Source organism: Actinoplanes cyaneus (assembly GCF_016862095.1).
GTDB classification, from domain to species: Bacteria; Actinomycetota; Actinomycetes; order Mycobacteriales; family Micromonosporaceae; genus Actinoplanes; species Actinoplanes cyaneus.
Map to the genome: position 1 here is coordinate 32,035 of NZ_BOMH01000031.1, position 20,104 is coordinate 52,138.

Annotated in this window: 19 protein-coding genes; 9 read left to right on the top strand and 10 right to left on the bottom strand. The window is 70.7% G+C overall.

Going from position 1 to position 20,104, the window contains the following annotated elements; translation table 11 throughout:
- Positions 1-17: 17 nt before the first annotated feature.
- Positions 18-1,049, bottom strand: a complete 1,032-nt coding sequence (locus Acy02nite_RS20230; RefSeq protein ID WP_203742738.1) for a YlbL family protein — start codon at positions 1,047-1,049, stop codon at positions 18-20.
- 90 nt (positions 1,050-1,139) lie between these two features.
- Between Acy02nite_RS20230 and Acy02nite_RS20235 the strand changes: the two genes are divergently transcribed.
- Positions 1,140-2,393 (top strand): zinc-dependent metalloprotease, encoded by a 1,254-nt coding sequence (locus tag Acy02nite_RS20235; protein WP_203742740.1) that lies wholly within the window; start codon positions 1,140-1,142, stop codon positions 2,391-2,393.
- Positions 2,394-2,597: 204 nt separating this feature from the next.
- Here the strand turns inward: Acy02nite_RS20235 and Acy02nite_RS20240 are convergent, their stop codons facing one another.
- Positions 2,598-3,194 carry a hypothetical protein gene (locus Acy02nite_RS20240; protein ID WP_203742742.1) on the bottom strand — a complete coding sequence of 199 codons (597 nt, stop codon included), beginning with the start codon at positions 3,192-3,194 and terminating at the stop codon, positions 2,598-2,600.
- A 459-nt stretch (positions 3,195-3,653) separates the two neighbouring features.
- On the bottom strand, positions 3,654-4,184 hold the full coding sequence (locus tag Acy02nite_RS20245; RefSeq protein WP_203742744.1) for a M48 metallopeptidase family protein: 531 nt from the start codon (positions 4,182-4,184) through the stop codon (positions 3,654-3,656).
- 465 nt (positions 4,185-4,649) lie between these two features.
- On the opposite strand from Acy02nite_RS20245, the gene Acy02nite_RS20250 reads away from it, so the two are divergent.
- The 3 genes from Acy02nite_RS20250 to Acy02nite_RS20260 all read left to right on the top strand — a co-directional run bounded on the left by Acy02nite_RS20250 (position 4,650) and on the right by Acy02nite_RS20260 (position 7,851).
- Positions 4,650-4,808, top strand: coding sequence for a DUF5679 domain-containing protein (locus Acy02nite_RS20250; RefSeq protein ID WP_203742746.1), 159 nt, complete (start codon positions 4,650-4,652; stop codon positions 4,806-4,808).
- Between the two features lie 211 nt (positions 4,809-5,019).
- Positions 5,020-6,099 carry a hypothetical protein gene (locus tag Acy02nite_RS20255; RefSeq protein WP_203742748.1) on the top strand — a complete coding sequence of 360 codons (1,080 nt, stop codon included), beginning with the start codon at positions 5,020-5,022 and terminating at the stop codon, positions 6,097-6,099.
- 405 nt (positions 6,100-6,504) lie between these two features.
- Entirely contained in the window at positions 6,505-7,851 is a 1,347-nt protein-coding gene (locus tag Acy02nite_RS20260; RefSeq protein ID WP_203742750.1) for an ABC1 kinase family protein, read from the top strand.
- Between the two features lie 630 nt (positions 7,852-8,481).
- Here Acy02nite_RS20260 and Acy02nite_RS20265 read toward each other — a convergent pair.
- The 3 genes from Acy02nite_RS20265 to Acy02nite_RS20275 form a co-directional block, all read right to left on the bottom strand.
- On the bottom strand, positions 8,482-8,844 hold the full coding sequence (locus Acy02nite_RS20265) for a WhiB family transcriptional regulator (RefSeq protein ID WP_203742752.1): 363 nt from the start codon (positions 8,842-8,844) through the stop codon (positions 8,482-8,484).
- Positions 8,845-8,989: 145 nt separating this feature from the next.
- Complete coding sequence (locus tag Acy02nite_RS20270; protein ID WP_203742753.1) at positions 8,990-9,292, bottom strand: hypothetical protein; 303 nt, start codon at positions 9,290-9,292, stop codon at positions 8,990-8,992.
- Positions 9,293-9,409: 117 nt separating this feature from the next.
- Complete coding sequence (locus Acy02nite_RS20275) at positions 9,410-11,551, bottom strand: ATP-dependent DNA helicase UvrD2 (RefSeq protein ID WP_203742755.1); 2,142 nt, start codon at positions 11,549-11,551, stop codon at positions 9,410-9,412.
- A gap of 83 nt (positions 11,552-11,634) precedes the next feature.
- Between Acy02nite_RS20275 and Acy02nite_RS20280 the strand changes: the two genes are divergently transcribed.
- Positions 11,635-11,877, top strand: coding sequence for a mycoredoxin (locus tag Acy02nite_RS20280; protein WP_185037753.1), 243 nt, complete (start codon positions 11,635-11,637; stop codon positions 11,875-11,877).
- A 58-nt stretch (positions 11,878-11,935) separates the two neighbouring features.
- Here Acy02nite_RS20280 and Acy02nite_RS20285 read toward each other — a convergent pair whose 3' ends face one another.
- From Acy02nite_RS20285 to Acy02nite_RS20300, 4 genes are all read right to left on the bottom strand, one after another.
- A complete protein-coding gene (locus Acy02nite_RS20285; RefSeq protein ID WP_203742757.1) occupies positions 11,936-12,817 on the bottom strand; it encodes a phytanoyl-CoA dioxygenase family protein in 882 nt (293 codons plus the stop codon).
- A gap of 88 nt (positions 12,818-12,905) precedes the next feature.
- Entirely contained in the window at positions 12,906-13,862 is a 957-nt protein-coding gene (nudC, locus tag Acy02nite_RS20290; protein WP_203742996.1) for an NAD(+) diphosphatase, read from the bottom strand.
- Between the two features lie 83 nt (positions 13,863-13,945).
- A complete protein-coding gene (locus Acy02nite_RS20295; protein ID WP_203742759.1) occupies positions 13,946-15,262 on the bottom strand; it encodes a M16 family metallopeptidase in 1,317 nt (438 codons plus the stop codon).
- A gap of 61 nt (positions 15,263-15,323) precedes the next feature.
- Positions 15,324-16,631, bottom strand: a complete 1,308-nt coding sequence (locus Acy02nite_RS20300; RefSeq protein WP_203742761.1) for a M16 family metallopeptidase — start codon at positions 16,629-16,631, stop codon at positions 15,324-15,326.
- Positions 16,632-16,843: 212 nt separating this feature from the next.
- On the opposite strand from Acy02nite_RS20300, the gene Acy02nite_RS20305 reads away from it, so the two are divergent.
- From Acy02nite_RS20305 to Acy02nite_RS20320, 4 genes are read left to right on the top strand one after another with little or no spacing between them, the layout of a single operon-like run.
- Positions 16,844-17,257 carry an RrF2 family transcriptional regulator gene (locus Acy02nite_RS20305; protein ID WP_203742763.1) on the top strand — a complete coding sequence of 138 codons (414 nt, stop codon included), beginning with the start codon at positions 16,844-16,846 and terminating at the stop codon, positions 17,255-17,257.
- 12 nt (positions 17,258-17,269) lie between these two features.
- Positions 17,270-18,352: an ABC transporter substrate-binding protein gene (locus Acy02nite_RS20310; protein WP_203742766.1), complete on the top strand. Its 1,083-nt coding sequence runs from the start codon at positions 17,270-17,272 to the stop codon at positions 18,350-18,352.
- 28 nt (positions 18,353-18,380) lie between these two features.
- A complete protein-coding gene (locus Acy02nite_RS20315; RefSeq protein ID WP_203742776.1) occupies positions 18,381-19,157 on the top strand; it encodes an ABC transporter ATP-binding protein in 777 nt (258 codons plus the stop codon).
- Positions 19,147-20,100: an ABC transporter permease gene (locus tag Acy02nite_RS20320; RefSeq protein WP_203742778.1), complete on the top strand. Its 954-nt coding sequence runs from the start codon at positions 19,147-19,149 to the stop codon at positions 20,098-20,100. Before Acy02nite_RS20315 ends, Acy02nite_RS20320 begins: the two co-directional genes overlap by 11 nt.
- Positions 20,101-20,104: the final 4 nt, after the last annotated feature.

Genomic DNA, 20,104 nt, shown 5'->3' on the forward strand with positions numbered 1-20,104 from the left:
CCGGTCACTGCCAGTGGTCATGATGTCGAGCACGGCGTCGGGGTGCCACCCGACGTGAACGTCTTGAGAGCGGTGAGCGCGTCATCCACGGTGGCCACCCGCGCCATCGGCAGGCCGTCGACCGCGTTGCGCAGCGCTTCCGCGCAGTTGTCCTTCGGGACCAGGAAGAGCTTGGCGCCGGCCGCCTTCGCGCCGTTCAGCTTCTGCGGGATGCCACCGATCGGCCCCACGTTGCCGTCGTCGTCGATCGTGCCGGTGCCGGCGATGACCTTTCCGCCGGTCAGGTCCTCGTCGCGGAGCTTGTCGATGATGCCGAGCGAGAACATCAGGCCGGCACTCGGGCCGCCGATCTTGTCCAGGTCGATCTTGATGTCGAACGGGTGCGGCTGCTTGGTGTCGATCTCGATGCCGAGGCGCGGGGTCTTCTTCTCGTCGTCACCGGCCTTGGTGGTGACTTCCACGGTGCCGGCCTTGCCGTCGCGCGTGTAGCCGACCGCCATCGCGGTGCCCGCCGGTTTCGCCCGGACCAGCTCGGTGAGCTGGGTCGGCCCGGTCACCGCGGTGCCGCCGATCGAGGTGACGACGTCGTTCTCCTGGAGCTTGCCGACCGCGGCGCCACCGGGGGTGACCTTACGCACGTACGTCTGCACGGGGTAGCCCAGCTCGCGCAGCGCCACCGTCTCGGCGCTGGTCTGCGAGTCCTTCCACTCCTGCGCGTTCTGCTCCTGGACCTGCTGCTCGCTGCGGTCCGGCGGGTAGATCAACTCGCGCGGGACGACCGCGTCCTTGCCGCTCAGCCAGCCCTGCACGGCCTGCACCAGCTCGACCTTCGACTGCACGTTCACGGTGGTGAGGCGCAGCTCGCCCGTCGACGACGTGGTCTTGGCGCCGGTCACCTGGATCACCTCGGTGCCCTGCGCCGAGCCGAGCGTGTTCACCGTCGGGCCGGGCGTGAGAACCACGTACGGCAGGTCGGAGATCATGACACCGGCGGCCAGCAGGGCAGTTACCAGGGCGCCCAGGATGACGGTGACACCGCGTCGTCTCATGCGCGTGAGACTACCCACCCTGTCTGAGTTCTCTCTGAGCTGACACCTCCATCAGTCCGCTACGAGCGTTTCGCGCGTACCGTGGGGGTCGTGCCTGATATCCCGTTCGGCTTCTCCCTGCCGGGCGCGCAGCCGCCCGACCCCTCCGACCCGCAGCAGATGCAGCAGTTCATGGCGCAGCTGCAGCAGATGTTCGCTGCCCCTGGCAGTGGCCCGGTCAATTGGGACCTGGCCCGGCAGGTCGCCGCCAGCCAGCTCTCGGCCAGCGGCGACCCGGCGGTGAACATGCACGAGCGCCACCAGGTCGAGGAGGCTCTGCGTCTCGCCGACCTCTGGCTCGACCCGGTCTGCTCGCTGCCCACCGGCATCCACAAGGCGGTCGCCTGGAACCGCAACGAGTGGATCTACAACACCCTGGACGTCTGGAAGAAGCTGTGCGAGCCGATCGCCGGCCGCATGGTGGGCGCCATGGGCGACCTGGTGCCCGAGGAGGCCCGCGCCCAGCTCGGGCCGATGCAGTCGATGGTCGCGACGCTCGGCGGCGCGCTCTTCGGCGGCCAGCTCGGCCAGGCGTTCGGCCAGCTCGCGGCCGAGGTGCTCTCGGCCGGCGACATCGGCCTCCCGCTCGGCCCGGCCGGCACCGCCGCGTTGATCCCCGCCAACATCAAGGCGTATGGGGAGGGCCTCGAGCTCCCCGAGGACCAGGTCCGCCTCTACGTGGCCCTGCGCGAGGCCGCCCACCAGCGGCTCTTCGGGCATGTCCCGTGGCTGCGGGCCCACGTGCTGAACGCCGTCGAGACGTACGCCAACGGCATCACCGTCAATCGGGAGGCGATCGAGGAGGCGATGAGCCGCGTCGACCCGACCGATCCGGAGTCGATGCAGGCCATGGCCCTCGAAGGCATCTTCACGCCGGAGGACACCCCGCAGCAGAAGGCCAGCCTGGCCCGTCTGGAGACGGCGCTCGCGCTGGTCGAGGGCTGGGTCGGCCACGTGGTCGACGACGCGGCCGGTGACCGGCTGCCGTCGGTGGCCGCGCTGGGCGAGGCGTTCCGTCGCCGCCGTGCCGCCGGTGGCCCCGCCGAGCAGACGTTCGCCGCACTGGTCGGCCTGGAGCTGCGGCCTCGCCGCCTGCGCGAGGCCGGCGCGCTGTGGACCGCCGTCACCGAGCAGCGCGGGACAGCCGGGCGCGACGCCCTCTGGGACCACCCCGACCTGCTGCCGACCGACGACGACTTCGCACACCCGGAAGTCTTCGCCCGCAGCCAGTCCGACTGGGACATCAGTGAGCTGGACGGTCTCGAGGGCAACCCCGAGCCCGGCCCGGAGGACCAGCAGAAGTAAGTCCGCGTCCAGGTTGAAGGCGGTGCCACCCGGCGCCGCCTTCTCAGCCACGACCGGCGCTCGAGCTCGCCGACCCGAGAAATCGCATCCCCGCAGCGACGGCGTCGGGCCCACCGGCGCGCCAAGCCGCATGCCCGCAGCGACGATGCGCGGCGCCCAGCGCGAGAAACCGCATTGCAGCAAGCGACGGCGCCTCGTGCCGGATCAGCCGCCGAGCAACGCCCGAGTGTTGTCCCAGCCCTCCAGCGCGACGTCCAGCGTCGCCAGGTCGGCCGGGCCGCGCAGACGGCGCCACGGCGGCGTCGACGTGACGTCGCCTGGCGCCGGAGCGGTCCTGCGCAGCAGCTGCGCGGTGGCGCCGTCCAGGTCATGATCGGCAAGCCACCCGGGCGCCGGCAGGCTCGTCGCGACACCGAACACCCCACCGCCGGGACCTCCGGGCGCGACCGCCACCGCCTTGCTCTCCAGGGGCCGCAGAAGCTTTCCCAGGATCATTCCCGGTACGTCGGGAGCATCGCCCGCAATCACGGCGGCCTGGTCGAAGCCGTCCGCGGCGGCAGCGGCGAGCACCGGGAGCACGGTCGCCCGCGGCACCTCGTAGATCCGCATGCCCGGCCAGGCGATCTCCTCGGCGAGCGGGCGGTCCTCCGGTGTCGTGGCGATCGCGGCTTCCGCCTGGGCGAGGCGGGCGAGCAGGTCGACGACGTCCTCGGCGAGGGCGGCCCGCCAGGCAGCGAGCTCCACTCCTGGCGGACTCCACGGCACCGGCACCAGCATCGCCACCACCACACGCCGCGTCACGCCCAAACCCTACTCAAGTGCGGGGCGCCCCGGCCGGCTGGTGCTCACGGTCGCCTCCGAGCGCCGTCACAACCCTCACCACCAGCCCGAGCCGTCACACACGGGGCCGCCGCCGGGGCCCGGCCGACCGGCGCCGGGTCGGCCGGCTGGCGCTCACGGTCCTGTCCGAGCACCGTCACAAACCCTCACCACCAGCCGGAACCGTGGCACACGCCGCACAGCAGCCGGCTGGTGCTCACGGTCGTGTCCGAGGCTTGTTCACAACCCCTCAGCGCCAGCCGGGGGCGTGCGTCGCGGCTGAAGCCCGGGCCGGCGAGCACGTCGCGCGGGATCATCAGGGGCGGAATCCGGGGGCAGCACTGCCATCGCCGTACGGGGAAATCGCCGGAGGCGCGGGAGAGCAGTGACCGGACAGCGGATCTTGCACCGAGCGTAACCGGCGTGGCGCCGCCGCAGGCGTTATTCGGCCATCACCAGCGAGCCCGCGGCGGAGACGCCCTCCAGGTAGCCGCGGGCGCGCTCGGCTTTCGGGAAGCGGTCGACCAGTTCCCAGAAACGCGCGTTGTGGCTGGGCACGACGAGGTGGGCGAGCTCGTGCAGGAGCACGTAGTCGATCACCCAATCGGGCATCTCCTGGATCCGGTGCGAGATTCGGATGGTGGCGTCGTCCGGCGTGCACGAGCCCCAGCGGCCGTTCTGGTTCGTCACCCAGCGCACACTTGCCGGGGCCACCTGGTCGGCATGGTCGGCGAGGTAACGCGCGGTGAGCCGGCGGGCGCGGTTGAGCAACTCGGCATCGGTGCACCGGAGACGTTCCTCACGGGCAGCCAGCCGGGCCAGCATGCGCTCGACCCACTCGGTCTCCTCGGCGCGCGAGAACCGGTCCGGGATGAGCACGACCACGCGCTCTCCGTCGCGATACGCGGACACCGTCCTGCGCCGGCGCTGACTGCGCCGCACTTCCACGACAGGCTTGCGCACGCGGGCCATTACCGGCTCGCGTGGCCCAGATTCGGGTTCACGTTGAGACGCTAAACCGCGAGACCCTGGTCACCGCAAGAGTACGCCCAATGACTGTCACGGAATACGGCCGGTTCGTCCGCAAATACCCGAAAAAATTTTCCCCAGCCGCAACATCGGAGACAGCCGTCAACCTAGACCATCGTCGACTCAGTGGCTAACTCGGGCCGCACGTCCCTTTCGTGCCGTTATGGAGCCAATCGTCGGCGTGTCCCGGCAAATCTGTACGAAAAGGGCACTTCGGACCGGCACACTCACGTCGTCGGTGACACCGCCGACACTGCGCTGACATGGAAACGGCCTGACCTGGGTAAGTCCACGCCCCGGACGAGGGCCACGCCACATGGCGGCCCAGCGCCGCAGACAGGTTCGCGCCCGTCGCCGCGAACAGGCACGGGGCCCCAGCGGCCGACGACACGAACACGAGGAGGAACCGTGGCCGACAACACATACAACGGTTACTGCGTCAAGTGCAAGGAGAAGCGTGACTTCCAGGGCGAAGTGGCAGTCTCCAAGACCGGCATGAACATGGCCAAGGGCAAGTGCCCGGTGTGCGGGACGACGATGAACCGGATCCTGGGCAAGGCCAAGTAACGACACCGGCACTCCTGGGGAGGCCGGCCCGATGACCGCCCTCCCCAGGTGTTCCGTAAACGGTATCCGGATGACCACGTTGAGTCATCCGGATACCGGTGTACCGACCTGTGGATAACTCGCCTCAGCTTGTGGATAACGCTGCGGGGTGAGCCGCAGGCCTGTGGATAACGAACTCGCTCCGCAGCCCCGCAGTGACAACCTGTCACTCATGACTGCCGAGCCTCCTACGCCGCCACGCGCCCCGCTGCCCCGGCCCACCCTGATTCCGGGGCTTGCGCGCGTCTGGCGGGGGCCCGTCGAGCTGCAGCTCGGGCTCGATCCGGCCCGTGCCGTGCGCCTGGAGCTGCCCGACCCCCGCCTGGCCCGGGTCCTCGACCTGCTCGACGGCAACCGGCCCGAGCGCCAGGTCCTGCTGCACGCCGCCGAGCTGGGCGTGTCACCGGACGAGGCCCGGGAGTTGCTCGATCTGCTGCACCGCGCCGGTCTCGTGCTGCCCTCGTCGGCACTGCTGCCCGCCGGGCTGCCCAGCGCCGAGCGACGCCGCCTCACCGGTGAGGCCGCCGCCCTGGCCCTCGGCGCCCCGATCTCGTCCCCGGCCCGAGCCCTGCGCCGCCGGCGGGCCGCCCGGGTCGTCCTGGCCGGTCGTGGCCGGCTCGGCTCCTCCGTCGCGGTCGCCCTCGCCGAGGCCGGCGTCGGCCACGTCTTCCCGGACCTGTCCGGCATGGTCGGGCCCGGCGACCTGGCTGGCAGCGCGCTGCTGGCCACCGATCTGGGCAGCCCGCTGCGCACCGCGGTGGCCGCCGCCGTGGCCCGGGCCGTCCCCGGCACCGACGTGCGCGAGATCCGTCGCGGGCCGATCAGCCTGGTCGTCCAGCTCGCCCACGACGAGCCGGCCGCACTGATCGCCGCCGCGCACGCCGGTCGTCGCCAGCCGCACCTCGCGGTCCGGCTCCGGGACGGCGCGGCGGTCATCGGGCCGTTCGTGCCGGCCGCGGGCGGCCCCTGCCTCAACTGCATCGACCTGCATCGCCGCGATCGTGACCCGGACTGGCCCGGCGCGCCCGCGCCGCCGGGCCCGGACGCCGCGGAGCCGTGCGCGGTCGCGACCGTCCTGACCGCGACCGGGTTCGCGACAGCCGAGGTGCTGACGTTCCTGGACGGCGGGACGCCGGAGACGCTGGGGGTGGCGGTGGAGATCAGCGCGCCGGGGAAATCACGGCGGCGCACCTGGCAGCCGCATCCGGGGTGCTCATGCCAGCGCCGCTCCCGCCGCTCGCCCGGCCACTGATCCGTCCCGCAGCACCACACCCCGCCCGCCCGGCATGCCGCCTCCCAGCACCGTCCCCGGCCGCCCGGCAGCCACCTCGCATGCACCTCGCCGCCCGCCCGGCAAGCCGCTGACCCGCCCGCCCGGCAAGCCGCCCCGCAGCACCACGCCCAGCCGCCCCGCAGCACCACGCCCAGCCGCCTGCCGAGCCCGCTGACCCACCCGGCAGCGCCGCTGACCCACCCACCGAGCCACCGGACCCGCCTCACAGCGCCCGCCCGACATCCCCGACACCCCGCCGATAATGGGATTCCGGGCCTCAAGTGTGAAAGAAATGTGGATCCCTAATCGAACCTTTGTCGCATAACCTGGCAAACCGAGGCTCGACCGGCCGAGTTAGGCCCGGCCGTCGGTCACAATGATCTGGTGACGGACATACCGCGCCGCGCGGCCTCCCGGACAGCCAAGCTGGCCGCCCTGCCCCTCGGCTTCGCCGGCCGCACCGCGCTGGGCCTCGGCAAGCGTGCCGTCGGGATCGCCGCCGACGTCATTTCCGCAGACATTCAGCAACGCACCGCCGAGCAGCTGTTCAGCGTGCTGGGCCAGCTCAAGGGCGGCGCGATGAAGTTCGGCCAGGCGCTCTCGGTGTTCGAGGCCGCCCTGCCCGACGAGATGGCGGGGCCCTATCGGCAGGCGCTGACCAAGCTGCAGGAGGCCGCGCCGCCGATGCCGGTGGCCAACGTGCACAAGGCGCTCGCCGAGCAGCTCGGGCCGGATTGGCGGGACAGGTTCGCCGAGTTCGACGACAGTCCGGCTGCCGCGGCCAGCATCGGCCAGGTGCACCGCGCGGTGTGGAAACTGCCGCCGGCCCGGAAGAACGGCAAGCCCAAGCTGTTGCCGGTCGCGGTGAAGGTGCAATATCCGGGTGCCGGGGAGGCGCTGGTCTCGGACTTGAAGCAGCTCTCCCGACTGGCCGGCATGTTCAAGATCATCCAGCCGGGCATCGACGTGAAACCGCTCCTCGCCGAGTTGCACGAGCGGGTCGTCGAGGAGCTGGACTACGAGATGGAGGCGGAGACGCAGCGCGCCTTCGCCGCGGCGTACCAGAACGATGCGGACATCTTCGTGCCCCGCGTGGTGGCCTCCGCGCCGCGGGTGCTGGTCACCGAGTGGGTCGAGGGCACCCCGCTGGCGAGCGTGATCGCCGACGGCAGCGTCGCCGAGCGCGACGAGGCCGGCCGGCTCATGGCGACCCTGCACTTCTCCGCGCCGGGCCGGGCCGGGCTGCTGCACGCCGACCCGCATCCGGGCAACTTCCGGATCCTGCCGGACGGGCGGCTCGGTGTCATCGACTTCGGCGCGGTGGCCCGCCTCCCCGAGGGCCACCCGGAACCGATCGGGCGGCTGGTCAGGCTGGCTCTGGACGGTGACGCCGAGGGGGTCGCCGACGGGCTGCGTGACGAGGGCTTCATCCGCCGTGACGAGAAGATCGACGCGGAGGCGGTGCTCGGCTTCCTGCGCCCGATGATCGAGCCGGTGGCGGTCGAGCGGTTCCGCTTCACCCGCAGCTGGCTGCGCGGCGAGGCGACCCGGATCGCCAACCCGCGGTCTCCTGCCTACTCGCTGGGCCGCAAGCTGAACCTGCCCCCGTCGTACCTGATGATCCACCGGGTGACGCTGGGGTCGATCGGGGTGCTGTGCCAGTTGGAGGCCGAGGCGGCGTATCGGGAGATCCTGGAGGAATGGTTGCCGGGCTTCGCCCCGATCACCTAGACCGCCGTGCGCCGCGGCGCAGAAATGGTCACGCCGTCGATGAGCCGCCCCATTTCCGGCGGTTCTGCGCCCGGCCCTGGCCATGTCGGCAATCACGACGATGCACATCGCACGGAAGACACCTCCACCGCCGGGACATCCGCCGGTCCAGCTGTTCAGGCGGTCTCGCAGGAGCGTATAAGCAGTAGCCGCAGTGATGACAGAAAGCGGCCACTCGAGCAATGACAAAGACGTCCCCCAAGCGATCGCCAAAGGGTTCGCCCAGGTGACAGGCGCTGAAGCGGTCACTCACGGGACAGGCGAAAACGGTCGCCCCGGCGACGGATCAACCGCAACGGCGAAAGCCCGGCCGCGAGAACGGCCGGGCTTTCGTCATTTCCCGGGTAGCGGGTCTATTCGGGGATTCAGTAACGGCCGACGCCGAGTTCACGGGCGGCCTGTTTGCGGCCTTCCATCGCGATGCGGCGGGCGGATCGGTAAGCCTCAGGTGCACGGTCACTCTGAGGCCGACGCATTCGAGCCCGCGACAAGGCCTCTTGGATAAGTCTCACTTTGGTGGCTCCATTCGGATGTACGTTTTCGGTGCTCGGCATTCGGCTATCGGTTTCGGGGCGGGTCAGGACGGTCATCTCAGGCCGCCAGCCGCACGCTGTTGCGGGAGTCGAGACCGTTCGCGGCGAGCCGCTCCTCGACCTCGACGGCCAGCTCGGCGTCGCGAGCCACATCCGCCTTACGCGGACGGCCCCGCGGCCGCTTGCGCGGCACGACAGCGCCACGCTCGAAGATCTCGCCGCCCCAGACACCCCAGGGCTCGCTCCGCTCCACCGCGCCGGCGAGGCACTCGACGCGCAGCGGGCAGTCCCCGCAGAGCGACTTGGCCAGCTCCAGCTGGGCCGGGGAGTCGGAGAACCACAGGTCCGGGTCGAACTTCCGACAGGGCAGGTTCGCCTCGATGTCGACGGGAATGTCGATCGGGGCCAGCGCCAGACTCATAAAGCCCGGTCACCTCTCTCTTCTTCGCGATCTTCTGGATCGTCTTCCGGGTCGATACACCGGCCGGTGAGCCGGAAAAACAATTGAGGCCGCGGATCCCGGTTAGGGGTTCCGCGGCCTCGAGGTGAGCCGGAGGTCTGGTCTGTCAGACCGGCCTTCCTCGAGGCGGGGTGCCGCTGCCACCATCCGTGTAGCGCTTGCTGGAGATGGAGTCGTCGCCCTTGAAGCCAGTGGTGCCATTGATGCCAGTGATTCCGACGAGCACGCGCTCGGCAGCCCATGCGCCCCGCTCGGCCTGGGGCTGGCTGACGACCTGGTGCGCCTGCGGAACCAGAACCCGCGCGGCAGCCAGCAGCGCCGACGGAGCAGCGACAGGCAGCAGCGAGGACGGAGCACAGGCAGCGGACGGCAGCAACGGCGTGCGCATCAGCATGGTGTTGATCCTCATCGGTGCCACCTCCTCCAAACCTGCACTCGTAGTTCGATCTTGCCCGGGAAGGCTCCCGGCCAAGGTGTGTTCTGAGGCTATGCCTGCCCTACACGGGAGGGCAAACGAATTAACGGACTAGTTTTCAAAGTTTTTTCGGCCAAGGTCATCGGGGCTTGCGCCGCCCACCAGAGCGAAGACCGCGTCGCCGTACTGGCCCAGCTTGCGGGGGCCGATTCCGGCGATCGCCAGCAACTGGGCCGGATCGGTCGGACGGCGTTCCGCGACGGCGACCAAGGTGGCGTCGGTGAAGACGACGTACGCAGGAACTTTCAGCTCCGCGGCGGTCGTCGCCCGCCAGGTCTGGAGACGCTCGAAAAGGTCCTCGTCCATGTCCGACGGACAGGTCGGGCAGCGGCCCAGTTTGCGGTCGGCGCCGGCCAGCAGGGTCGACCCGCAGATCCGGCACGACGACACCTTCGGCGGGCGGCGGTCGGGTTTCCGACTCGGCTCGGCCGAGGGGCGCGAATAGCTCGCGCCGGAACGTTCGAGCTGCGGCAGGAAACGGCACGGCCGCCGGGCACGGCCGCCCGGCGCCCGCGACTGGCCGAACGAGAGCCACAGGAGCCGGCGCGCGCGAGTCACCCCGACATAGAGCAGTCTTCGCTCCTCCTCCAACTGCTCAGAGCTTTTCGCGTACGTCGTGGGCAGCGTCCCGTCCGCGAGCCCGACCAGGAACACCGCGTCCCACTCCAGGCCCTTCGCCGAGTGCAGCGACGCCAGGGTGACCCCGGCCACGGTCGGCGCGTGCTGCTGCTCGGCGCGACGGAGCAGCTCGTCGTTGAACGCCGAGAGGGTCACCTCCCGCTGGACCCGGCCGCCCTCGCCGATCGGCAGCACCTCCGGCTCGGCGGCGTACTCCTCGGCGAGTGTGACCAGCGCGGCCAGCGCCTCCCACTGCTCGCGGGCGGCGCCGCCGGTCGGTGGCTGCGACCTGCTCCACCCGGCCCGGGCCAGGCCCTCGACGACCGCGTCGACCAGCGGGGTCTCGCCCGGGATGGAGCGCACGGCGGCGCGCAGGGCGACCATCGCCTGCCGCACCTCGGCGCGCTCGAAGAACCGGTCGGCGCCCCTGACGACGTACGGCACCTGGGCTTCCGCCAGGGCTTCCTCGTACGCCTCGGATTGCGCGTTCGTCCGGAAGAGCACCGCGATCTCGCTGGCCGGGGTGCCCGCCGCGATCAGCTCACGGCACCGCCGCGCCACCGCGCCGGCCTCCCCCGGTTCATCCGGGAAGATCTTGAGCTCGGGCTCGGGGCCGGGTGGCCGCTGGCCCTCCAGTTCCAGCCGCAGTTTCGCCTCGGTGCCGCGGGCCTGCCGGATCACCGCGTTGGCCAGCCCGACCACCTGCGGGGTGGAGCGGTAGTCACGGACCAGGCGGACCACCGTGGCGCCGCGCCACTTGCGCGGGAACTCGATCAGGTGCGAGGAGCTGGCGCCGGTGAACGAGTAGATCGTCTGGCTGGCGTCCCCGACGACGGTCAGGTCGTCCCGGCCGCCCAGCCACGCCTCCAGCAGTCGCTGCTGCAGCGGGTTGACGTCCTGGTACTCGTCGACGACGAAGTGCCGGTACTGCGCACGGATCTGGTCGCCGACGTCCGGGTGCTCCTCGATGCCCCAGACCGCGGCGCGCAGCAGGTCCTCGAAGTCGATCACGCCCTGACGGCGTTTGAGCGACTCGTAGGCCGCGAACACCTCAGCCACCCGGTCCGCCTCGAACGGCGGCTCACGCAGCGCCTTGGCGGCGGCAACCGCGTACTCCGAGGGCTCGACGAGGGAGGACTTGGCCCACTCGATCTCGCTCGCCAGGTCACGGGCGATCGCACGGTCGGCGCGGACCCCGGCGCGGGCGGCGGCCAGGCCGACCACCCGGACCTTGCTCTCCATCAGCTCGGGCATGCCGCGCCCCTCGAGCAGACGGGCGGCGAAGTAGCGCACCTGGCGCAGCGCGGCCGCGTGGAACGTGCGTGCCTGGACCCCGCCGGCGCCGAGCGCGGTCAGTCGCGCGCGCATCTCGGCGGCGGCCCGGGCCGTGAACGTCACCGCCAGCACGTGCCGCGGGTTGATCTCGCCGGAGAGCGTCCGGTACGCGATCCGGTGGGTGATCGCCCGGGTCTTGCCGGTGCCGGCGCCGGCCAGGATGCAGACCGGGCCGGCCGGGGCCGTCACCGCTGTCCGCTGGTCCGGGTCGAGCCCGGCCAGCACCGCTTCAGTCCGCACGGTAGGGAATCATGACACCCCGCCGGGGCGTTGTGCTTTTCAGCCGCACCGCCGTGTGACCTGTCTCGAAGGAGCCCTGACCGATGCTGACCATGTACTCGACGTCCTGGTGTGGGTATTGCCACCGGCTGAAGAGCCAGCTCGACCGGGAAGGCATCGCCTACGACGTGGTGGACATCGAGCAGGACGAGGCCTCGGCCGCGTTCGTGCGCAGCGTGAACGGTGGCAACCAGACCGTTCCGACGCTGAAGTTCGACGACGGGTCGGCGCTGACCAACCCGTCGATCGTGCAGGTCAAGCAGCACTTGGCCGCTCTCTCCGCCTGACTCCCGCAGCGAAAAGGGGCCGTCCCGAAGGACGGCCCCTTTTTCGTCGTGACGATCCTTACGGGATCAGCGCCGGGATGCTGGAGTCGAGCAGGCCACGCTGCTTGAGCTCGCCGTAGAGCGGGGTCGTCTCCGGGTAGTGGCCCCACTGGTGGTCGCCGTCACCCTTGCCGAAGCCGCCGAGCAGCTGCTTCTGCACCTCGGTCTTGCCGTCCCACTCCGGCTTGCTCGGCAGGTCGGCGACCTCGTCGCGGATGGCGATCCACCGCGGCGTGTAGCCGAAGAACGCGCCGACCCGGGTGATGTCGGAGTAGTTGTCCGACCGGGCGTGCCAGATGCGGCGGTCGAACACGACCAGGTCACCCGCGTTCGCGGTGATCTGGACGGCGCCCTCGGGCTGCGGCCACGGAACGCCACGGCTCGGCGGGCCGGGCAGCCAGTTGGTCTTGTGGCTGCCGGGCAGGACGGTGAAGTTGCCCCGGCCGGTCTCGCTGACGTCGGAGAACCAGTAGGCCAGCTTCACGGACAGCATCGGACGGGGATCGGTCTCGATCTCCCGGTTCTGCCGGCCGCCGTCCTGGTGCCAGTGCCACCATTCCTTCTGCTTCTCGTGCAGCTGGGGGTGCACGTCGATGTGCGAGTGGTACACGTGGATGTTCCACCCGAGCAGCGACCAGATGTACTTGAAAGCCTTGGGGTGGTCGAGCAGGAAAGCCAGCTCGGGCACGTAGGCGATCGGCGAGAGCTGGTGCAGGGCGCCGGTCGCGCTCAGCTTGCCCTCGGCCTTGGCCTTCTCGTAATACCCCAGGATCGCGGCCCGACCGGCCTCGATCTCGCTCTCACTGAGCACCGACGGCACGACGATGTAACCGTCGCGGTCGAACGCCTCCCGCTCCTCCGCGGACATCGGCGTCCACGCCGGCGCTTCCACCTGGGTCATCGGATCCCCTCTCGTCTTTGTAAGTCTGACGCATCGGGACGGTACCCAGGTTGCCTCCTAAACGAGAAATTCTCTGATCAGACGTTTATCAGTGATCTTGGGCACGACTGTTCAGCCATTTGTCGATGAGGTAGAACGCGATCGAGGACCGCCCCGGCAGCGCCATCGGGACACCGGAATCGGGATGGACGAATCCGCCGGCGATCATCTTGGCGATCTGCTCCCTGGTGAACCAGTGCGCCTCGTCGATCTCCTCCGGATCCAGCCGGAGCGTCTGCGTCGGGTCGGCGGTGGCCAGGAAGCCGAGCATCAGGGAGCCCGGGTAGGGCCAGGACTGACTGCCCTCGTACCGCAAGGAACTGATCGTGATGCCGACCTCCTCGGCAACCTCCCGGCTGACCGCGGCCTCGGCCGACTCGCCCGGCTCGACGTAACCGGCCAGGCAGGAGAAACGGGTCAGCCCGTCCGGGCCCCGGCCCCAGCCCGAGTTGTGACCGAGCAGACAGCGACCGGCCGGGCCCGCGACGCCGTCGTGCACCACGACGATCATCGCCGGGTCGGTGCGCGGCCACATCAGCTTGCCGTCGGGGTCGGCGCGCGCCCAGCCGGCCTCGACCGTGACCGTGGGCTTGCCCGAGCGCGGCGAGAACTTGTGACTGGCGTGCCAGTTCGCCAGCGCCGCGGCGGCGGTGAAGATTCCCGCGTCGCGGTCGTCGAGCAGATGCCCGACCTCCCGCAGCGTCACCGCGCGAGCCCCCTCGACGGGTGGCGGGGTGGCGTCCATGGCCCAGAGCGGGGTGCCGTCGGCGTCCACGCCCAGGAACCAGCGCTCCGCCTCCGGCGCGTCGGCGGCGGGCACCAGGACCAGCTCGGCCCCGCCGTCGGGCTGCTCGACGACCTGGGCACGGCCGCCCGCGCCCAGGTCCACCACCAGGACCTGGCCGCGGGGCCAGGCCTCGGCCAGCCAGGCGTCGTCCTTACGCCGGTGGGCGGCGCGGTCCAGCGTGGTCCGCGCCAGCGGCGGGGTGCCCGGCTGTTCACCCAGATCGGGCTGCTCCGCCTGCTCCCGCGAGAAGCGCTGCTCCGGTTGACCGGCCTGCCCGGGCCGCTCCGGTTGATCGGTGCTTGTCACTGCGCGCTGCGCTCCACCACGGTCAGGGCGGTGAGCTGGGCCTCGATCTGCTCGGCATCGCCGAGGACCACTGTCACCGCGCGGGACGGGGCGAGGTGTCTCGCCGCGACGGCCGCGACCTCCTCGCGGGTGGCCGAGGCGAGCCTGGCCGAGTGCTCGCGCAGGTGGTCCAGCCGCAAGCCGAAACCGGCGTAGACGGTGGCCAGCCCGGCCAGCCCGGTCTGCGTGGACATGCCCAGGCGCAGGGTGCCCAGTGCGTACCTCCGGGCCTGTTCCAGCTCTTCCTCGCCGGGCGGGAGGCTGGCGATGCGGCCCAGCTCATACGTCGTCTCGAGCAGCGACGGCCCGGTCACGCCGGTCGCCACGTCGGCCGCCGCGATCAGCGCGGAACCGGCCGCGAAGTGCTCGATCACCGAATGCGAGCCGTACGTGTAGCCCTTGTCCTCCCGGATGTTCTCCACCCAGCGGGACGAGAAGTAACCACCGAAGACCAGGTTCGCCAGGGTCAGCGCGGCGTAGTCGGGGTCGGTACGGGTCAGCGCCGGCAGCGCGATCCGCAGCGAGGACTGCACCGAGCCGGGCCGGTCGACCAGCAGCAGCGAGCCGGGCGTCAGCGCCGGGGCAGGCGGGATGTCGCCGTCGCGGGCCGTGCCCGTCCAGCCGCCGAGCATCTTCTCCGCCACGTCGATGGCCTGGTCCGGGTCGATGTCGCCGACCAGGACCAGGATCGAGCCGTCCGGGCGGACCCGGTCGGCGTGCAGCTCGCGCAGGGCGGCCGGCTCGATCGCGCGGACCTCGTCCGGGGCGGGGGTCTGCACCGCGTACGGGTGGTCGGCGAACATCCGCTTCAGCAGCGCGACCCGGGCCAGGTGGCTCGGCTGGCTCAGGGCGACCTGGATGTTGTCGACCAGGCGTTCCCGCTCGGTGCGCACCTCCTCGGCCGGGTAGGTGGCGTCGGTCAGCACGCCGGCCAGGATCTCCAGCGTCCGGCCGAGGCCACCGGCCAGGGCGTTACCGCTGATCTGCAGCCTGTCCGGGTCCAGCCCGGCGCCCAGGCTGCCGCCGACGGCCTGCAGCTCGGCGGCGATGTCGATGCTCGACATCGAGCTGGTGCCGGTGAACAGGGCCTGCGACAGCAGGGTCGCCGCGGCCAGCGGGGCCCGGCCGAACGGGATGCGCAGCCGCACCTCGGCCAGCGGCACCGCGGCGCGGCGGATGGCGATCACGGTCAGCCCGTTCGGCAGTTTGCGCTCGGCCTGCGGGGGCAGCGTCAGCTCGGTGTCCGGAATGAGATCCGGCAGGGTTTTCGTCATGCTCCGGCTCCCGGGAGAACGTCGACAACGGCGCGGCGCTCGGGCCGCGGGAAGGGCTTCGTCATGCTCCGGCTCCGGGCAGGACCTCGACGACGGCGCGGCGCTCGGGCCGCAGGGTGGCGGCGGCGGTCACGATCTGCTCCGCGGTGACCTCGCTGATCAGCTTGGGCAGCTCGTTGAGCAGGCCCGGGCGGCCGCGCTGCAGCTCCAGCACGGCCATCGGCAGCGCCCGGCCGAGCACCTCGTCGGTGCCCTGCAGCAGGCGGGCCGACATGCGCGCCTGGGTGCGCTCCAGCTCACCGGGCTTGAGGCCGCCGGTGGTGAGGCGGTCCAGTTCCTCGTCGATCGTGCGCAGCACCTTGCCGGCGTCGCCGCCGGGCGGCATGTGGGCCTGCAGCAGCAGCGCGGTGGGGTTACGCACCTGGTACTCGTCACCCATGAAACCGAGGTAGCCCCCGACGTTGGTCACCGAGCGGTCGCGCTGGACCAGGCGCTCGACCAGGCGGGACGCGTCGCCGTCGGTCAGCACCTCGGCGAGGACCGAGAACGGCAGGTACGCCTCGAAGGCCGCGATCGGGTCGGGCACCCGGTAACCGGCGGCGACCGCCGGGAGCGGGGCGATGCGATCCGTGTACGACTCGCGGCGCTCACCGTCGATGTCCGGCTCGTCGAAGGCGGGCAGCACCGGCGCCGGCCGGGCCGGGACGTCCCCGAAGTGCCGCTCGATCATCGCGGTCGCCTCGGCCACGTCGAAGTCGCCGGCGACCGAGAGCACCGCGTTGCCGCAGGCGTAGTAGCGGTCGAAGAAGCCCTGCGCGTCCGCGACGGTGGCGCTCTCCAGGTCCTCGAACGAGCCGTAGCCGTCGTGGGCGTTGGGGAAGGTCTCGAACATCACCGGCGGCAGCTTCAGCCAGGGGAAGCCGCCGTAGGGCCGGTTCAGCACGTTGACCCGGATCTCCTCCTTGACCACGTCGACCTGGTTGCGCAGGTTCTCCTCGGTCAGGCGGGGGCCGCGCATCCGGTCGGCCTCGAGGAAGAGCGCCCGCTCCAGCGCGCCGGCCGGGAGCACCTCGAAGTAGTCCGTGTAGTCCAGGTGGGTGGAGCCGTTGAAGCTGCCGCCGGCGCCCTGCACGTGCCGGAAGTGGGCGAGCTTCTCGAGGTTCTCCGAGCCCTGGAACATCAGGTGCTCGAAGAGGTGGGCGAACCCTGTCCGCCCCTCGGGCTCGCTGCGGATGCCCACGTCGTAGACGACGGCCACGCCGACGACCGGAGCGCTGCGGTCCGGTGACAGGACCACGCGCAGGCCGTTGGCGAGCGTGAACCTTTCGACCGGGTATTTCGTCGCGGGGATCTGGATTCTGGACGCCACGAGGTGACATTAGCGCGCTCCGTGACCACCCGCGGGAGTACATGTCGCGGCCGGGTCGGCCCCGGGTCGCGGCGTGGCGCCGCTGCCGGGCCGGGCCGCGGCCACGTCCCGTCATCCGGTCGGGCGCTTGACGCACCAAACCCATCTGTTCCACTATTCCCATCCAGCAGATAGATTAAGCGAAGATTGATCCGCTGGGAGGGAGCACCGCTGTGTACGTATCGGCACGCACGGACTACGCCGTCCGCGCCATGCTCGCCGTCACCGCGGAGCAACCGCGTCTGGTCAAGGCCGCCGGTCTGGCGGCCGCGCAGGACATCCCGCTGAGCTTCCTGCAGGGCATCCTGCTCGATCTGCGCCGCGCCGGGCTGCTGCACAGCCACCGCGGTGTGGACGGCGGGTATGCCCTGGCCCGCCCGGCCGAGGAGATCACCGTCGGCGACGTCGTCCGCGCCGTCGGCGGAGCGCTCACCACGGTCCGCGGGCTGCCGACCGCCACCGCGACCTATCACGGGGCGGCGACCGCGCTGCACGACGTGTGGATCGCCGTCGAAGCGGCCATCGAGGGCGTGGTCGACCACCGGACCCTGGCCGAACTCTCCACCACCTCAATAAAAACCAACTAGGAGTTGTTGAGCATGCGCTCCCGCACCCTTCGTGCGCTCGCCCTTGCCACGGCCGCCGTCGCGGCCACGACTGCTCTGGCCGCCTGCGGATCCGACGACGACAGCAACAAGAAGACCGACACCGCGGCCGGGGCCGAGGCCGAGGCGAAGACCCTCAAGCTCGGTTACTTCCCGAACATCACCCACGCGCCGGCCCTGGTCGGCGTGAACAAGGGCCTGTTCAAGGACGCGCTGACCGGCACCGACCTGCAGACGCAGACCTTCAACGCCGGCCCGGCCGCCCTGGAGGCGCTGCTCTCCGGCGCGATCGACGCCACCTACATCGGCCCGAACCCGGCGATCAACGGCTGGGCGAAGTCCAACGGCCAGGCCCTCAAGGTCATCGCGGGCAGCACCTCCGGCGGCGCCGGCCTGGTCGTCAAGGACACCATCAACAGCCCGGCCGACCTCAAGGGCAAGAAGATCGCCACCCCGCAGCTGGGCAACACGCAGGACGTCGCGCTGCGCGCCTGGCTCAAGCAGAACGGGCTGAACGCCGACACCAACGGCGGCGGCGACGTCTCGATCCTGCCGCAGGACAACGCGACAGCGGTCCAGGCGTTCGCCCAGGGTGCGATCGACGGCGCCTGGGTGCCCGAGCCCAACCTGAGCAAGCTGGTGCTGGAGTCCAAGGGCAAGCTGCTGGTCGACGAGGCCACCCTCTGGCCGAACCAGCAGTTCGTCACCACGCACCTGATCGTCAGCCAGAAGTTCCTCAAGGAATACCCGGGCACGGTCAACAAGCTGCTCAAGGGCCACATCGCGGCGGTGAAGTACATCAACGACAACAACGCCGACGCGCAGAAGGCGGCCAACGCCCAGATCGAGTCGCTGACCGGCAAGGCCCTCAAGGACGACATCCTGGCGGCCGCGTTCAAGAACCTGAAGTTCACCAACGACCCGATCGCGTCGTCGCTGTACACCAGCGCGCAGCACGCGGAGGAGGTCGGTCTGCTCAAGAAGGTCGACCTGAAGGGCATCTACGACCTCGGCCCGCTGAACGAGCTGCTCAAGGCTGACGGTCAGCCCGCGGTCAGCGACGCCGCGGCTTCCTGACGCATCGAGAAGGAGGGCGGGTAAGAGCATGAGCATCCTCGAAACCAGCGGCGTGCGGACCGCCTCGGTCGTACGCATCGAGAACGTCTCCAAGACGTACGGATCGGGGAGCAATGCTCTGCTCGCCCTCGACCGTGTCTCCCTCGACGTCCAGCAGGGCGAGTTCGTCTGCCTGCTGGGCGCGTCCGGCTGCGGCAAGAGCACGCTGCTCTCGCTCGTCGCCGGCCTCGACAAGATCAGCAGCGGCACCCTGGACACCGGCGGGCGCAAGGTCGCGCTGATGTTCCAGGAGGCCGCCCTCTTCCCCTGGCTCTCCGTGATCGGCAACGTCGAGCTGCCGCTGCGGATGCAGGGCGTCGGCAAGGCCGAGCGGCGTCAGCGTGCCCTGGAGCTGCTCGAGGTCGTCCGGCTCGAAGGGTTCGGCGACAAGCGGCCGCACGAGCTCTCCGGCGGCATGCGGCAACGGGTCGCGCTGGCCCGGGCGCTCGCCCAGGACGCGGACATCCTGCTGATGGACGAGCCGTTCGGCGCGCTGGACGCGATGACCCGTGACATCCTGCACGACGAGCTGGAGCGGATCTGGCGCGAGCAGAACCTGACAGTGCTCTTCGTGACCCACAACGTGCGCGAGGCGGTCCGCCTCGGCGACCGGGTCATCCTGCTGAGCAGCCGGCCCGGCCGGGTCATCGAGGACTTCGCGATCAAGCACCCGCGCCCCCGTCGCATCGACTCCCCCGAGGTCTCCGGCCAGGCCGCCGAGATCACCGACCGGCTGCGCGCGGAGGTCGCCCGTCATGCCAACTGAACCCGCTCCGATGAAGTACGCGGGCGCCCGCGCCGGCCTGGAAGGCGCGCTGGGGGCCGAGGGCGGCCCCGGCCCGGAGCCACAGAAGATCAAGAAGCCGGGGTACGAGGAGGTCAGTGGCCTCGACGCGCTGGATCTCGCCCCGAAACAGGACAAGGACCGCCTCGGCCCGCGCATCTGGCGGAGTGCGTGGCCGAAGCTGCTGGCCATCCTCATCGTCCTGCTGGCCTGGGAGATCGCCTACCTGAGCGGGTGGAAGCCGTCGTACGTCTTCCCGTCGCCCGCGGAGACCTTCAAGACGCTCGGGGACCTCGTCACCACCGCGGACTTCTGGGGCGGCGTGCGCCTGACCATGACCCGCGCGATCACCGGCTTCGCCCTGGCCGTGGCGATCGGCACCGTGATCGGCGCGGCGGTCTCCCGCTTCGCGCCGCTGCGGGCCGCGATCGGCTCGCTGATCACCGGCCTGCAGACGATGCCGTCGATCATGTGGTTCCCGCTGGCGATCCTGCTGTTTCAGCTCGGCGAGCAGGCGATCATGTTCGTGGTCGTGATCGGCGCCGCGCCCTCGGTGGCGAACGGCCTGATCAGCGGCATCGACTACGTCCCCCGTACCTGGCTGCGGGTGGGCCAGGTGATGGGCATGAAGGGCTTCGCGCGCTACCGGCACCTGATCCTGCCGGCGTCGCTGCCCAGCTTCGTCTCCGGGCTCAAGCAGGGCTGGGCGTTCTCCTGGCGCAGCCTGATGGCCGGCGAGCTGCTGGTCATCGTGCCCGGGACGATCTCCGTCGGCGTCCGGATGCAGAACGCCCGGGACCTGTCGGACACCCCGCTGGTGATCAGCTACATCCTGGTGGTGCTGGTCATCGGCATCCTGATCGACCAGCTGTTCAACCTGGCCGACAACGCGCTGCGCAAGCGCTGGGGCCTCACCGGCAGCTGAGGCG